General features: G+C 64.1%; 17 protein-coding genes. 9 read left to right on the forward strand and 8 right to left on the reverse strand.

From position 1 onward, the window contains the following. Positions 1-14: 14 nt before the first annotated feature. The 7 genes from nrfD (at position 15) to EP379_RS07730 (ending at position 7418) form a co-directional block, all read left to right on the forward strand. A complete protein-coding gene (gene nrfD, locus EP379_RS07700) occupies positions 15-1223 on the forward strand; it encodes an NrfD/PsrC family molybdoenzyme membrane anchor subunit (protein WP_127477252.1) in 1209 nt (402 codons plus the stop codon). Between the two features lie 203 nt (positions 1224-1426). Beyond that, a complete protein-coding gene (locus EP379_RS07705; RefSeq protein WP_127477253.1) occupies positions 1427-2428 on the forward strand; it encodes a glycosyl transferase family protein in 1002 nt (333 codons plus the stop codon). Positions 2429-2431: 3 nt separating this feature from the next. Next, complete coding sequence (locus EP379_RS07710; RefSeq protein WP_127477254.1) at positions 2432-3832, forward strand: cobyrinic acid a,c-diamide synthase CobB; 1401 nt, start codon at positions 2432-2434, stop codon at positions 3830-3832. Between the two features lie 35 nt (positions 3833-3867). After that, entirely contained in the window at positions 3868-4230 is a 363-nt protein-coding gene (locus EP379_RS07715; protein ID WP_127477255.1) for a HesB/IscA family protein, read from the forward strand. Positions 4231-4420: 190 nt separating this feature from the next. Then, positions 4421-6016, forward strand: coding sequence for an ATP-binding protein (locus EP379_RS07720; protein ID WP_172600417.1), 1596 nt, complete (start codon positions 4421-4423; stop codon positions 6014-6016). Between the two features lie 5 nt (positions 6017-6021). Then, positions 6022-6678, forward strand: a complete 657-nt coding sequence (locus EP379_RS07725) for a response regulator (RefSeq protein ID WP_127477257.1) — start codon at positions 6022-6024, stop codon at positions 6676-6678. Beyond that, positions 6675-7418 (forward strand): peptidoglycan binding protein CsiV, encoded by a 744-nt coding sequence (locus tag EP379_RS07730; RefSeq protein WP_127477258.1) that lies wholly within the window; start codon positions 6675-6677, stop codon positions 7416-7418. Before EP379_RS07725 ends, EP379_RS07730 begins: the two co-directional genes overlap by 4 nt. A 10-nt stretch (positions 7419-7428) precedes the next feature. Here EP379_RS07730 and EP379_RS07735 read toward each other — a convergent pair whose 3' ends face one another. From EP379_RS07735 to EP379_RS07765, 7 genes are all read right to left on the reverse strand, one after another. After that, a complete protein-coding gene (locus EP379_RS07735) occupies positions 7429-8169 on the reverse strand; it encodes an S-methyl-5'-thioinosine phosphorylase (RefSeq protein WP_127477259.1) in 741 nt (246 codons plus the stop codon). A 29-nt stretch (positions 8170-8198) separates the two neighbouring features. After that, on the reverse strand, positions 8199-8750 hold the full coding sequence (locus EP379_RS07740; protein ID WP_127477260.1) for a hypoxanthine-guanine phosphoribosyltransferase: 552 nt from the start codon (positions 8748-8750) through the stop codon (positions 8199-8201). Positions 8751-8759: 9 nt separating this feature from the next. After that, a complete protein-coding gene (locus tag EP379_RS07745) occupies positions 8760-9848 on the reverse strand; it encodes a mechanosensitive ion channel family protein (RefSeq protein ID WP_127478867.1) in 1089 nt (362 codons plus the stop codon). Between the two features lie 40 nt (positions 9849-9888). Next, a complete protein-coding gene (gene nagZ, locus EP379_RS07750) occupies positions 9889-10935 on the reverse strand; it encodes a beta-N-acetylhexosaminidase (RefSeq protein ID WP_127477261.1) in 1047 nt (348 codons plus the stop codon). Positions 10936-11000: 65 nt separating this feature from the next. Further along, a complete protein-coding gene (locus EP379_RS07755; RefSeq protein ID WP_127477262.1) occupies positions 11001-11447 on the reverse strand; it encodes a hypothetical protein in 447 nt (148 codons plus the stop codon). Further along, the gene (locus EP379_RS07760) at positions 11444-11944 is read right to left on the reverse strand and encodes a L,D-transpeptidase (protein WP_127477263.1); all 501 of its coding nucleotides are present in this window, start codon (positions 11942-11944) and stop codon (positions 11444-11446) included. Before EP379_RS07760 ends, EP379_RS07755 begins: the two co-directional genes overlap by 4 nt. After that, on the reverse strand, positions 11922-12416 hold the full coding sequence (locus EP379_RS07765; RefSeq protein ID WP_127477264.1) for a CYTH domain-containing protein: 495 nt from the start codon (positions 12414-12416) through the stop codon (positions 11922-11924). The genes EP379_RS07760 and EP379_RS07765 overlap by 23 nt, the downstream gene beginning before the upstream one ends. Before the next feature lie 178 nt (positions 12417-12594). Here EP379_RS07765 and EP379_RS07770 point away from each other — a divergent pair, with 178 nt between their 5' ends. Beyond that, the gene (locus EP379_RS07770; protein WP_127477265.1) at positions 12595-12951 is read left to right on the forward strand and encodes a cupin domain-containing protein; all 357 of its coding nucleotides are present in this window, start codon (positions 12595-12597) and stop codon (positions 12949-12951) included. A gap of 5 nt (positions 12952-12956) precedes the next feature. After that, on the forward strand, positions 12957-13949 hold the full coding sequence (locus EP379_RS07775) for a tRNA dihydrouridine synthase (protein WP_127477266.1): 993 nt from the start codon (positions 12957-12959) through the stop codon (positions 13947-13949). Positions 13950-14263: 314 nt separating this feature from the next. Here the strand turns inward: EP379_RS07775 and rlmD are convergent, their stop codons facing one another. After that, a complete protein-coding gene (gene rlmD / locus EP379_RS07780; protein ID WP_127477267.1) occupies positions 14264-15598 on the reverse strand; it encodes a 23S rRNA (uracil(1939)-C(5))-methyltransferase RlmD in 1335 nt (444 codons plus the stop codon). Between the last annotated feature and the right edge of the window lie 28 nt (positions 15599-15626).

Genomic DNA, 15626 nt, shown 5'->3' on the forward strand with positions numbered 1-15626 from the left:
GGTGAGCTTCTAGCATGAAAAATACTAAGTTCCTGGAGATCGGCAGCGGCAAGGGCTATTACGGCCTGCTGGCGCTGTTGGGGGTGTTCATCCTGGCCGGCCTGAGTTCCTTCTTCTATATGGAGCACAGCGGCCACTGGGTGACGGGGATGGATAACCAGATCGTGTGGGGCGCCCCGCACGTGTTTGCCATCTTCCTCATCGTGGCGGCCTCCGGCGCACTCAACGTGGCCTCCATCGGCACGGTGTTCGGCAAGCAGATGTATCAGCCGCTGGGCCGCATGTCCGCCCTGCTGGCCATTGCCCTGCTCATCGGCGGCCTGACCGTGCTGGTGCTGGACCTGGGGCGGCCGGATCGCCTCATCGTCGCGATGACTCACTACAACTTCAAGTCCATCTTCGCGTGGAACATCATCCTGTATAACGGCTTCCTCGGTCTGGTTGCCGTGTATATCTGGACCATGATGGACCCCAACCCGGCGGTGAAGAAGTTCTACAAGGTTGCCGGCTTCGCCTCCTTCGTCTGGCGTCTGATCCTCACCACCGGTACCGGCTCCATCTTCGGCTGGCTGGTGGCGCGGCAGGCCTATGATGCCGCGATCATGGCCCCGATGTTCATCGTCATGTCCTTCTCCTTCGGTCTGGCGGTGTTCATGTTGGTGATGATGGCCACCTACAGCTGGACCGGCCGCCCGCTGGGCGATGCCGTGGTGCGACGTCTGAAGAATCTGCTCGGCGTGTTCATCGGCGGCGTGCTGTACTTCGTCATGGTCTATCACCTGACCAACCTGTATGCCACGGAGCATCACGGTGTGGAGGCCTTCATCCTGCGTGACGGCGGCGTGTTCACCAAGGTGTTCTGGATCGGTCAGATCTTCCTCGGCAGCCTGCTGCCGCTGGGCCTGCTGTTCTGCCGTTTCACCCGCGACTCCCGCTTCTGGATCGGTGTCGCCTCCGCCCTCGTGATACTCGGTGGCTTTGCCCAGCTGTACGTGCTGCTCATCGGCGGCCAGGCCTACCCGCTGGTACTGTTCCCGGGCTATGAAGTCAGCAGCACCTTTGCCGATGGTGTGGTCAACAGCTACAGTCCGAGCCTGCCCGAACTGGTGCTGGGCTTCTCCGGCATCGCCGTTGCCATGGCCCTGATGGTGGTGGGCATGCGCGTGCTGCGTCTGACCCCGGCCAGTCTGGCCGACGCGGCCGTCGACCCGCATCACAAGTAAGCCGGGTTCGCGGCGCCTGCGCCTGCAACTCGTGTGATCTGCCAATGCCCCTGCTCAGGGGCATTGGCGTTTATGCCGGGTGAAAACCTTGCCCGGCAACAGTGGTAAAATTCCGCGCCCGCCCCTATAACGGTAGTATCCAGCGCAGGGCCCGCACCGCCTCCAGCGGGCAATGACCACTCCAACTTCTGAGGTGCCTGGGCATGACCCAAGAACATCCGTTTGCACAGTACGTCCGTATCCTCGGCAAGGGCCGCAACGGCTCGCGCGCCCTGTCGCCGGAAGAGGCCTACGAGGCCTTCCGCCTGATCATGAACGGCCAGGTGGAGCCGATACAGCTCGGCGCCTTCCTGATGCTGATGCGTGTGAAGGAGGAAAGCCCTGAGGAAGTGGCCGCCGCCGTGCGCGCCATTCGCGAGTCGCTCCAGGTGCCGGCCAACGCGCCCAGGGTCGACCTCGACTGGTCCAGCTACGCCGGCAAGAAGCGCCAGCTGCCTTGGTATCTGCTGTCAACCCTGCTGCTGGCGGAAAGCGGCGTGAAGGTATTCATGCACGGTGCCAGCGGCCACACCGCCGGCCGCATCTACACCAAGGAGGTATTGCCGCAACTGGGCATACCCGTCGCCCGAAGTTTCGACGAGGCCTGCCGCCACATCGAGTCCGGCAATTTCGCCTATCTGGACCTGGAGTACCTAAGCCCGAAGCTGCACCAGATTATCGAGATGCGCCCTCTGCTCGGCCTGCGCTCGCCGGTGCACACCATCGCCCGCATGCTCAATCCCTTAGACGCGCCCTGCGTGATGCAGGGCATCTTCCACCCCGGCTACCGTGATATCCATCAGGAGGCCGGCAAGCTGCTGGGGCTGCCGCGCATGGCGGTGATCAAGGGCGAAGGCGGCGAAATCGAGCGCAACCCGGACATCGCCTGTCTGGTGCGCCTGGTGCGCGACGGCGCGCTGGCCGAGGAGGAGTGGCCGCCGATGTTCGACAAACGCCACATCCGCCAGGACGACCTGGACGTGAACCACCTGATCCAGGTGTGGGACGGCAGCCGCGAGGACGAGTATGGTGTCGGCGCCGTCGTCGGTACCGTGGCGGTCGCCCTCTACACCATGGGTCGCGCCCAGACCCGGGAAGAGGCCGAGGCCCAGGCCCTGACCCTGTGGCAGGGGCGCAACAAGACCCGTTTCCGCGCCGCTGCCTGATCCATGGCCCGCCTGCTCATCAGCGCCGCGCACAAGTCCTCGGGCAAGACCACCATCACCCTGGGCCTGTGCGCTGCCCTGCGTCGGCGCGGGCTGGCGGTGCAGCCGTTCAAGAAGGGGCCGGACTACATCGACCCCATGTGGCTGAGCCGCGCGGCAGGCCGCCCCTGCCACAATCTGGACTTCCAGACCCAGGGCGATGGTGAGATACGCGACACCTTCATCCGCTACCCGGCGGACCTGCGCATCATCGAAGGCAACATGGGGCTGTTCGACAGCATCGACGTCGAGGGCCGGCACAGCAACGCCGCCCTCGCCGCCCTGCTGCAGACACCGGTGATCCTGGTGGTCAACGTGCTGGGCATGACACGCAGCGTGGTGCCCATCATCCTCGGCTACCAGCGTTTCGACCCGTCGATCCGCATCGCCGGCGTGATCCTCAACAGTGTGGCCGGCAAACGCCACGAGGAGCGCCTGCGCGAGGTCTTCGCGCGCTATATCGACATCCCCCTGCTCGGCTGCATCCACCGCGACCCGCAGCTGGCCATCTCCGAGCGCCACCTCGGCCTGGTGCCCAGCAACGAGGCGGTGGAGGTGGACGACAAGCTGGATTACATCGCCGAGGCTATCGTCCGCCAGGTGGACCTGGAGCGATTGATGGACATCGCCCGCAGTGCGCCGCCCCTCCCAGAGCCGGAATCAGCACCTTCATCCCTCCGCCCTGAGGGCGGGGGGGGTAAAGTGGTGCGCATCGGCATCGCCCGCGACGCCGCCTTCGGTTTTTACTATCCCGGCGACCTCGAACGGCTGGAGGAGGCAGGCGCCGAACTGGTCCCCTTCGACGCCCTGCACGATACCCGGCTGCCCATCGTGGACGGCCTGTTCATCGGCGGCGGCTTTCCCGAGACCCATATGGATGCCCTGGCGGCCAACAGCGGCCTGCGCGAGGCCATCCGTGAGGCCATCGAGGGCGGCATGCCGGCTTATGCCGAGTGCGGCGGCCTGATGTATCTGGCGCGCTCCATCCGCTGGGGCGAGCGTTCCGCCGCCATGGTCGGTATCATCCCCGGCGACATCGTGATGTACGACAAACCGCAGGGGCGCGGCTACGTGCGCCTGCGCGAAACCGAGGCCAATCCCTGGCCGCGGGAAGACGCCCCGGCCGAATTCTATGCCCACGAATTTCACTATTCGATGTTGGAAAACCTGAGCAGCGGACTTACCTATGCCTATGATATGGTGCGCGGTACGGGCATCGACGGCCGCCACGACGGCATCGTGTACCGCAACCTGGTAGCCAACTACGTCCACCTGCGCGATGTCGACGGTTACCACTGGACGCGGCGCTTCGTGAAGTTCGTGCGCCAGTGCGCGGCCCGTCCCGGTAAAACGGGCACGGCTTAACCCCCTTGTGACACCCAAACCGAAAAGGTCTGCATATGATTACAGTGACTCCGGAAGCCGCCAAACAGATCCTGGCGGCCGCTGCCCAGGGCGGCATGGACAACATGGCCCTGCGCCTGGCCGCCCGTCCCGGTGCCCATGGTGGCCTGGAATACGGCATGGGCTTTGATGATGCCCAGGACGACGACCTGAGCTTCGATTGCGAGGGCGTGCATGTGGTACTGGAACCCCAGTACGGCCCGCTCCTGCAGGGCACCACCATCGACTACGTCGAGTTGGAGCCCGGCCAGTTCCACTTCATCTTCATGAACCCCAACGACACCGGCGGTGGCTGCGGCAGTGGCTCGGGCGGCGGTTGCAGCTCCGGCGGCTGCGGTTCCGGCGGCGGTTGCAGCTGATGCCTTCCGCGGGAGCCCGTCCTGCGGGTTCCCGCGCCACGTCTGACACAGGTTCAAGGCCGGCACCCTCTTGGTGTAATATGTCGCGTCTATGACACGATAAACCGGAGTCGGGGCTACACCACCCTATCCTATGCGCAAAGCCGAAGACCTCCAGGACGCCGAACGACTGCATGGAATTGCAACCTGGATGTTGCCACCCGCCCCGGACTGGCGCCGCAAGCTGGCTGCCTTTCGTCGCCATCATCTGCTCCCTGCCGTTGTCGGGCTGATTCTCAGCCTCGCCCTGCTCGCCCTGATCAGCTATCTCGCCTGGCAGCGGCAGTCCTATGTTGCCTGGCTGGTGGTGGTTCAGCTCATCGCCGTACTGGTCGCCGTCCTTTCCGGCGCCGTGCTGCTGCGCGGTGTGCAGCGCCAGCTGGTGGAGCCCTTCGCCCAGTTACGCGACTGGGCGACGCGCATGCGCAACGGCAACGTCGCTGCCCGCCTGCCACAGGATGGCAGCGGCGAATTTGCCGCACTGGCCGACGACCTCAACAACCTGGGCAGCTCGCTGCAATCCCTGACACAGAATCTGGAGGCCGAGGTACGCCGCCAGACCGAACACATCGCACAAAAGACCCACTCCCTGCAGGTGCTCTACGACGTCGCCGCCAGTCTCAACGCCTCACGCGACCTCAAGGATCTGCTCACCCGCTTCCTCTACACCATGCGCGATATCGTCAACGCCAAGGCCGGTACCGTGCGTCTGCTCATCGACGACGATCAGATGGAGCTGGTGGCCAGCATCGGCCTGGACGACGAGGTGGTATCCCATGAGCGCGTCGTGCCGGTAAAGCGCTGTCTGTGCGGCAATGCCGTGGACGAGGGTGAGGTGTTATTCCAGCAGGACCTGTTGCCGTGCCAGCAGTTCGTCGGCCGGCCGCTGCTCAACAACAACAGCCTGGGCATGATCGCCGTGCCGCTGCAATACCGCGGCAAGAGCCTGGGCGTCTACAACCTGTTCATCGACAAGTCAGAGTTCGAGGCGCGCGACGAAGTGAAGGCGCTGTTCACCAGTATCGGTCGCCACCTCGGCATGGCGATCGAGAAGGCTCGCCTCGACTCCGAATCCAAGCGGCTGTCCATCATGCAGGAGCGCAACACCCTGGCGCACGAGCTGCACGACTCCCTGGCACAGACCCTGGCCTCGCTGCGCTTCCAGGTGAGCATGCTGCCCTCCACCTTGAGCGATGAAGGCACCGCCGCCGCCAGCCGCGAGATCGAGCAGATCAAGAACGGCCTGGATGAGGCCTACACCGAGCTGCGCGAGCTGCTGGCCCACTTCCGCGCCCCCATCGACGCGCGCGGCCTGCTGCCCGCCATCGAGGACATGGTCAGCCAGTTCCGCAAGCAGACCGGCATCCATACCTTCCTGCAGAAGGAGTGGGACTCCACCCGCCTGCCGGCCAATCTGGAAATGCAGGTGCTGCGCATCGTGCAGGAGGCGCTGGCCAACATCCGCAAGCACAGCCAGGCGCAGAACGTGCGCATCATGCTGCGCTGCAATGCCGAGGGCCAATACCGCGTACTCATCGAAGACGACGGCGTCGGCATGCGCGAGCCGGCCTTCTCCGGTCATCCCGGCGAACATATCGGTCTGTCCATCATGCAGGAGCGTGCGCGCTACCTGGGTGGTGAATTGCGCATCGAAAGCGAGGAAGGCGAAGGAACCCGTGTACTGCTCACCTTCCGCTACCCCGATCCGAAACAGCACAAAGAACAACAGCGCTTTGCCCTGATATAACGACCATGCGCGTATTGCTCGTAGACGATCACACCCTGTTTCGCAGCGGTCTCGAAACCCTGCTGGAGCGCCACAATATCGAGGTAGTGGCCGCCACCGGCGATGGCCGCGACGGCATGCGCCTGGCGTTGGAGATTCAGCCGGATATCGTGCTGCTCGACATGCGTATGCCGGACATGAACGGCCTGGAGGTGCTGCGCGCTCTGCGCAATGCCGGCCTGAAGAGTCCCATCGTGATGCTCACCACCAGCAACGAGGAACGCGATCTGGTGGAATGCCTGCGTAACGGCGCCCAGGGCTATCTGCTCAAGGACATGGAGCCGGGCGAACTGGTCAACGCCCTGCGCGATATCCAGTCCGGCCGCACCGTGGTGGCGCCGGAACTGGCCGGTGTACTGGCGCGCGTGGTGCAGGGCGGCGAGGCCGTCGAGCCCGAGCGGCAGGACACCCCTTTCTCCGACCTCACGCCGCGCGAACTGGAAATCCTCTGCCTGCTCGCCGAGGGCCAGAGCAACAAGGTGATTGCGCGCAATCTCGGCATCTCCGACGGCACCGTGAAGCTGCATGTCAAGGCCGTGCTGCGCAAACTCAATGTCCATTCCCGCGTCGAGGCGGCGGTAATGGCGGTGGAACAGAATCTTTGTCAGAAGGAATTGGGATGAAACTGCATGGACTGTGTGCGGCACTGCTGTGTGCTGCGATCACCCTGCCTGTGGCGGCGGCAGAAACCTGGTACGAGGTCGAGATCATTGTCCTGGCACAGCGCCAGCCCGATGCCGGCAGCGAGGTCTGGCCCGTCAACGGACTGCCGCCGCTGGCGCAGGAAACAGTGCTGGCGATTCCGCAGGCGGATCAGCCCGGCATCAGCGGCAAGATCGCTCCGTTGCCGGCGGAAAACCTGCGCCTGCAGGCCGAGGCACAGCGCATCGCGGGGGATGCGCGCTACGAACTGCTGCTGCACACCGGCTGGCGCCAGCCTGGCCTGCCGAAGGAGCAGGCCCTGCCGGTGCGCATCCAGGCGGTCGAGGCGGAGGCCGGGCTGGACGAAGGGACGATGGCTCTGCCGCGTATCGATGGCACCCTGCGCCTGATCCTCGCGCGCTACCTGCACCTGGAGGCCGACCTGCGCTACCGCAGCGCTACTGCAGTCGCGGCAAACAGCGATACACTGTTCGCCTCATTCAATGACACCGCCGATGAGGAGCCGGTGTATCGACTCAACGAGACCCGGCGCATGCGCAGCCGCGAGATACATTATCTCGATCATCCGATGTTCGGCATCATTGCGGTGGTGACACCCTACGAACAACCTGCTGCAGCCCCGGTTCCCACCGCAAGCCCGGTTACCGCCAGACCGCCGGCACCGGTTACCGGCACCACGGGGACTATCCGGCGCAATTGATGCTCTGACATCATACCAGCGGTGCCACCCGCTCCAGCAGGCGGCGCACGCGCTCCATGCCCTCGTTGAGGTTCTGCTCGATTTCCTCCATGGTGATCGCGCCGTTACTGCGTCCCGCGCCCATGTTGGCGACCACCGCGCAACAGGCGTAGCAGATGTCCAGCTCGCGGGCCAGGGCCGCTTCCGGCATGCCGGTCATGCCCACCAGATCGCAGCCGTCCCGCTCCAGCTTGTCGATCTCCGCCGCCGTCTCCAGGCGCGGCCCCTGCGTCGTGGCATACACCCCCTCCTCCACCGCGTTCAGGCCAATGGCGCGTGCGCCGTCGATGAGCATCCGGCGCAGGCCAGGGCAGTAGGGCTCGGTGAAATCGATGTGGGTGACATGGGTCAACCCTTCCTCGAAATAGGTGTTGATGCGATTCCAGGTGTAATCGATGATCTGGTGCGGAATGACGATCCGGCCGGGCGTCATGTCGGCACGGATGCCGCCTACCGCGTTGACGGCGATGATGTGATCGGCGCCCGCTTCCTTCAGCGCCCAGATGTTGGCACGGTAGTTCACCTTGTGCGGCGGAATGGTATGACCATAACCGTGCCGTGCCAGGAACAGCACTTCCTTGCCGGCGATGGAACCGTGCGTCAGCGGTGCCGACGGTTCGCCGTAGGGCGTATGCACCACCTCGCGGTTGATGATCTCCAGATTCTTCAGCGAAGTCAGGCCGGTGCCGCCGATGATTGCCAGTTTTGCCATGTTTGTCTGCCCGATAGAAAAAACGTTGATCAAAGCCCGCGCACGGCGTAGATGCCGGGCGCGTTGCGCAGGTAGTCCTTGTAGTCCATGCCGTAGCCGAAGACATAGCGGTCCGGCACCGTGAGGCCGACGAAATCCGCCTGCAAACCGTTCTTGCGCGCGTGTTCCTTCTCCACCAGCACAGCGCTGTAGACGGCGCGCGCCCCCTGCGCCCGCAACTCCTCAAGGATCGCCTTCAGCGTAATGCCCTCATCCAGAATGTCGTCCACCACCAGCACTACGCGATCCCGTACCGGGTTGCGCGGCCGGGCCAGCCAACACAACTCGCCACCACAGGTGTCGCCGCGGTAGCGCGTGGCGTGGACATAATCAATCTGCAGCGGGAAATCCAGATGGGTAAGCAACTGTCCCATGGGAATCAAGGCGCCGGTCATCACGCACAACACCAGCGGATTGCTGTCGCGCAGCTGCGTGGTGATGGCGCCGGCCATAGCGGCGATGGCGGCGTCGACTTCGGCTCCCGAATACAGACAATCGGCCTCGCGATACACCTGCTCCGCCTGTTGCGGGGTAATGGACATGCTGGACCTCTAGGATTGCGCACTGGCGGACGGCGTCTGCAGATGGATGCCGTCGGGGATGTGCAGGGTGGATGTGGGAAAGGCGATCTCGGCACCATGGCGCGCGATGATCTCCACCACCTTGAGCAGCACATCCTGTTTTACCGCATGGTAGTGCACCCAGTTGGTGGTTTTGGTGAAGGTGTAGATGAAGAAATCCAGCGAAGACGGCGCAAAGGCGTTGAAGTTGACGATCAGCGTCTGTGTGGCGTCGATTTCGGGATGCCGCTCCAGCATGGCGCGCACGTCGGCCGTGATTGCCGCCATTTTGCCGGCATCGTCGTAACGAATGCCGATGGTTTCAAAGATGCGGCGATGACTCATGCGTGACGGATTTTCCACTGCGATGCTGGAGAAGGTGGAATTGGGTACGTACAAAGGCCGTTTGTCGAAGGTGCGGATCACCGTCAGGCGCCAGCCGATCTGTTCCACCGTCCCCTCGATATTGCGATCGGGCGAGCGTACCCAGTCGCCCACGGCAAAGGGACGGTCGAGATAGATCATCAAACCACCGAAAAAATTGGCCAGCAGGTCCTTGGCGGCGAAACCGACGGCGATGCCACCGATGCCGCCGAAGGCGAGGATGCCGGAGATGTTGAAGCCAAGCGTCTGCAGGGCCATCAGCGCGGCGGTGATGCCGACGGACACGCGCAGCAGTTTTCCTACCGCGTCCACCGTGGTGGCATCGACGTTCCGCCCTTCCGCCGCCGCGCTGGTGAGGATGTCCTGCTCCATGTTGCGGATGAAACGGAACAGGAACCAGGCCAGGGCGATGATCACGCCCAGGCTGCGCAGCGGCGCCGCCGCCTCGAACACCACGACATCGGCGCGACGACCGAGGATATCCGCGGCAAAGGTGATACCCACCACCCAGATGAGCAGGGTCAGCGGCTGGCGCAGGGACTCGACGAAGATGTGATCCCAGTGGTGACGGGTCAGCAGCAAGCGGGCATGGAGACGTTTCAGCAGGCGTTTCTGGACGAAGTCCAGCATCAGGGTGGCGAACACCACCAGAAATACCTGCGCCACGAGAAACCAGGTTCCATCGCGCCCACCCATGCTCTGCCAGATCGATTCGAGACTCACGCCACCTCCAGATTCAGAAATCGAATTCCATGGTCGGATCCTGTGCCAGGCGTTCCACGGCATGCACCGCCTGCTGCCAGTGCGGGTCGCGATGCAACGAGTCCCAACTCACCGGATGGCGGCCGTGCATGCGCGCCAGGCGCGTGTGCAGCACCGGATCATGCCGTGGCCTGAAGCCGTCGAGCACGGCCTCGACACCTGCCCGGTTGTTGCATACCAGCACCATATCACAGCCCGCCTCCACCGCCGCCGCGGCACGCCCAGCGTAATCGCCGCCACAGGCAGCGCCTTCCATGCTGAGATCGTCGGAGAAGATGACACCCTGAAAACCGAGACGACGGCGCAACACCTCGCCGAGCCAGAAGCGGGAAAAGCCTGCGGGTTGCGCATCGACCTTCGAGTACACCACATGGGCCGGCATGACTGCGGCCAGGCCGTAGCCGATCATGCGTTCGAACGGCACGATGTCCTCGGCATAGATGTCCTCATAACGCCGCTCGTCCACCGGCAGGGCCAGATGGGAATCCGCCTCCACCGCGCCATGGCCGGGAAAATGCTTGCCGGTGGCCGCCATGCCGGCCTTGCGCATGCCGACCATGTAGCTGTGCGCCAGTTCGGCCACCACATCCGGGCTATGATGAAAGGCGCGATCGCCGATCACCCGGCTGACGCCGCGATCCACATCCAGCACCGGGGCAAAACTGAAGTCCACACCGACCGCGCGCAGCTCGCTGGCCATCACCCATCCCGTCGCCTCGGCCAGGCGGCGTGCCCGGCGCGGGTCGCGGGCATGAATGTCGCCGAACACCCGCGCCGGCGGCAGCGGAGTGAAACCGGTGCGGAAGCGCTGCACGCGCCCGCCCTCATGATCCACCGCCACCAGCAGGCGCGGCTCGCGCAGTGCATGCACCTCGCGCAACAGCGCGCTCAACTGCTCGGGGGACTCATAGTTGCGCGTGAACAGAATCACGCCACCCACCAGCGGATGGCGCAAAAGCTCGCGCTCCTCCGGCAACAGCGTGGTGCCGTGCAGGTCCAGCATGACCGGGCCTAGCGACATGGGGCAAACTCCATCGATCGAACCTGGGAAGTGTGGCGGCACGCAGCCACCACACAGTCGATGATTTACAGCGGCAGATCCTTGACCACATCGACGATGACGCGGGTCTTGCCATTCATCAACACGACATCGGCACCGACCTCCACCCGCACATAGCCGGGCGGCACCGGCGACAGCTCACGCTCCAGTTCCGGCGGTAGGGAACGTGTTTGCAGGCCCGGCGGCAGGGTGCCGTTCTTCTCCACCTGTTTCTGCAGGCCCGGCGGCAACTGCTCGCGCTTGGCCAGTCCCGGAGGCAGGCCGTTCTTGTGCGGTTTGTTACCCGTATGCTGGCGCTGCCGGGCCTCGTAATACTCGCGAATGCGTCTGCGGTCCTGCTCGTTGAAGGCCACCTCGACGCGCGTGTTCTCGTCCTGCACCACCACACGGCCGGATGTACGCACCGGCTCCAGCACACAACCCGACAGCGTCAGCGCCGCCAGCGTGGCAGCCACCACCTCAATCCTGCTCATACCCTCTCTCCCTCGGTAATCAACACACGGGTGCCGGCAGGCACCTGCTCGAACAAAGCCATGATATCGGCATTGCGCATGCGGATACAGCCATGCGAAACCGGCACGCCCAGCATCTCCTCGTCGGGCGTACCGTGGATGTAGATGTAACGGCGCATGGTATCCACCTGGCCGAGACGGTTTCTGCCGCGCTCCAGGCCGGACAGCCATAGGATGCGCGTCAGAATCCAGTCGCGCTGCGGTTCCGCAGCACGCAGTTCCGGGGTGAGTATCTCGCCGGTCGGACGCCGGCCGACAAACACCGTATTGGCCGGGCTGTCCGCGCCGATGCGCGCCCGCACCACATGCCACCCGCGCGGCGTGCAGCCGCTGCCGCTCACCTCGCCGGCCCCGTTGGCCGCGGTGGATACCGGCGCCTCCAGCAAGAGCTCGTCGCCTTGGTACAGGCGCAGGCGCTGCTCGGCGAGGCTGATTTCAATCCAGCGTTCCGCGTTCATCCGCCGTCCAGTCCTTGTAGGGATGCTTGACCAGGCACACATTGTAATAACGCGGCTCGTGCGACACCTCGCGCCCGGCCCAGGGCGGCAACTGCAACGGCGCGTCCTCCGCCTCCAGCTCCACTTCGGCCACCACCAGCCCCGCATTGTCGCCGGCAAACACATCCACATCCCACACCCGGCCGCCGAAATGCACATGATGGCGCACCTTCTCGATGAGCGGCTTTTCGCACAGCGTATCGAGCATGGCAGCAGCATCGGCCAGCGGGATGGCGTATTCGTATTCCTGGCGCGTCACGCCCAGGGTGGCGCTCTTGATGTTGAGGCGTGCGTGATCACCTTCGATGCGCACACGCACCGAAGCCTGCTTCGACCCCACCAGATAGCCCTGGCGATAGCGCGTGCCGGCATCGGCCACCATCCGCCAGCCGTCGTCCTTCACCAGAAATTTGCGCTCGATTTCCATCGCCATGGTCATGTCCTTGCACAATGCCACCATGGTAGGCCATAGGGTCCGGTTTGTGTATTCTTGACGGGCACGCATTCCCTTGTTTTTCCGGAACGAAGAGCTTGACTACCCACACCATGCCGGCCGGCAGCTGCCACCCCGGCTTGATTATCCACCCCCGGCCCCATGACCGATGAAACCGATGCGCTCACACTACGCGGCCATAGCACCGTATCGAACCAGGGACGGTTCCGAGATCCGTGAATTGCTGCACCCGGCCGTGCACGGCAACCGCAATCAGAGCCTGGCCGAGGCCACGGTACAGCCTGGCCAGGCCACCGCCCTGCACCGCCATCGGCAGACCGAAGAGCTGTACCACATCAGCGCCGGCCACGGCGTGATGCAACTGGGTGGCGAGGAGTTTCCCATTGCCCCCGGCGACACCGTCTGCATCCCGCCCGGCACGCCGCACGCCGTACGCAACACCGGCGACGAACCGTTGCGTATCCTGTGCTGCTGCGCCCCGGCCTACAGCCACGACGACACCGAACTGCTCTGAGCACCATGCGCATCCTGCTCGCCCCCATGGAAGGCGTCATCGACGCCCCGATGCGCCGACTGCTCACCGGCATCGGTGGCTACGACGCCTGCGTCACCGAGTTCCTGCGTCTCAGCGACGGCGAACTGCCTGAACGCATCTACCACAAACACTTTCCCGAACTGGCCCAGGGCAGCCGCACTGCCAGCGGCACGCCGGTGATCCTGCAGCTGCTCGGCAGCGACCCGGAACTGCTGGCCGTCAGCGCCCGGCGCGCCGTACACCTCGGCGCCACGGCCATCGACCTCAACTTCGGCTGCCCCTCCCGCTTCGTCAACCGCAAGGGAGGCGGCGCGGCACTGCTGCGCGAACCCGAACGCATCCATGACATCGTCCGCGCGGTGCGCCGTGCCTTACCCGGGGAAATCCCGGTCTCGGCCAAGATGCGCCTCGGCTACGATGCGCCGGACAACGCGGTGGAGATTTCGCTTGGAATTCAGGAGGCCGGCGCCGACTTCCTCACCGTCCATGCCCGCACCCGGGAGGACGGCTACCGCGCCCCCGTCCGCTGGCAATGGTTGCGCTCCATCAATGACGCACTGAAGATTCCGGTGATAGCCAACGGCGACATCAACAGCGTCGATGACTGGCGCCGCTGCCACGAGGTCAGCGGCTGCCGACACGCCATGCTCGGCCGCGGCGCCCTGATGCAACCCGATCTCGCCCTGCAACTGCGCGCCTGGCAGGAAGGCCGGGAGATCGCCGCCATGCAGTGGCCCACGATACGTCTCCTGCTGCCGCGGCTGCTGGAACAGTATGCGCCGGGAACCCGTGGCCTCAGCGCCCGTCTCAAGCAGTGGCTGGGGATGTTGCGACTGCGGCATACAGGGGCGGACAAGGTGTTTGCTCAGATTCGCTCTTTGCGGGAATTGGGCCGTATCTTGGAAATCGTAGGAAGAGCGGACGTTCCTGCACATATTTCGGGCCGCCCTACTGGGGACGGACATGCCTGCCAGTGAAATAGTGAGTGGATTTTGTCCATGGACGGACTCATTCAGACATTCCTTAGGGAAGCTCTGAATAAGTTCAGAGCTTCCGCGGCACAGGGATGTGCCGCCATTTTTCAACGACGACAAGTCGTTGAAAAATGAAGCCAAGCGAAAATCACACTTTTCGCTTGGCGTGGTCTGAGAAGTCCAGGATGGACTTATTCAGACCTTCCTTAGCAAGTGCATCAGCACATACAAATACCAGGGTCTCGCCCCCCCTGCGAGCTTGAAAGATCGTATCGTCGGGACGCGCGATGGAGGGAGCCTCGAGAAGGCAGTGCCCTCTACTTCTTCCCCCTCACAAACAGCGCAATCGACTCCACATGCGCCGTGTGCGGGAACATGTCCATCACCCCGGCCTGCACCAGCCGGTAGCCATACTCGTTGACCAGTATTCCGGCATCACGGGCCAACGTGGCCGGATTGCAGGAAACATAAACGATACGTCCCACCTTCATCCTGGCGATATGTGCCAGCGTCTCCTGTGCGCCGAGGCGCGGCGGGTCGAGCAACACCTTGTCGAAGCCCTGCTTCCACCACGGCGAGTGTTCCAGATCACCGGCGAGGTCGGCGGCATGGAATTGAACGTTGCCCAGTTGATTCTCCGTCGCATTGACCCGGGCACGTTCCACCAGCTTGGTCTCGCCCTCCACTCCCACCACCTCGCGGCAGCGGCGCGCCAGTGGCAGGGTGAAATTACCGAGGCCACAGAACAGATCGAGCACGCGGTCTTCCGGCGTGAGCTCCAGCATTGCGATGGCCCGGTCGATCATCTGGCGGTTGATGTCGGTGTTCACCTGGGTGAAGTCGCCGGGCTTGAAGCCGAAGCTGACATCGTAGTTGTCCAGCACATAACGCAGCTGGATCTGCTCCGGCCACAGCGGTTGCAGCGAATCGGCGCCGCCCGGCTGCAGGTAAATATGGATGTTGTGCTCGATGGCGAAGGCCTTGAACCTGGCCTTGTCTTCGTCGCTCAGTTCGACCAGATTGCGCAGAGCCAGCGCCGTCTGCGTGTCGTCCACCGCCACTTCGATCTGTGCGATCTTGTCGCGCACCGACAGTGTGCCGATCATTGCGCCCAGCGCCTCGATGCGCTCGCCCACACTCGGGTGCAGCACCTCGCAGCGGGTCAGTTCTGCGAGGAACGGGCTACTGCGCTCGCGGAACCCCACCAGCACCTTGCCCTTCTTCGGCACGTACTTGACGCCCAGGCGCGCCTTGCGTCGGTAGCCCCAGTGCGGGCCGCGCAGCGGCGGCAGGACCTCCTGCGGCTGTACCTTGCCGATGTGCCTGAAATCATCCAGCAGCACCTTCTGCTTGTAGGCAATCTGCGCATCCGGGGCGAGATGCTGCATGGCACATCCGCCGCAGACACTGAAGTGCGGGCAGCGCGGCGCCACGCGCTCGGGCGAGGCGGTGATGATGTTCACCGCATCGCCCTCGTCGAAGTTGCGGTGGATGGCGCTGTAGGTGAACTCCACTTCCTCGCCCGGCAACGCACCGGCGACGAACACGGTCTTGCCATCGACCCGGCCGACGCCGCGGCCTTCATGGTTGAGGCTTTCGATGGTGACACGCACCGGCGTCGTGGGCAGAGGTTTCTTTTTGCGTCGGGACATAGCAGGTTTCGGTACTTTCAGTTCGCAG

This window comes from Sulfurivermis fontis (assembly GCF_004001245.1).
In the GTDB taxonomy this organism is placed as follows: domain Bacteria; phylum Pseudomonadota; class Gammaproteobacteria; order Thiohalomonadales; family Thiohalomonadaceae; genus Sulfurivermis; species Sulfurivermis fontis.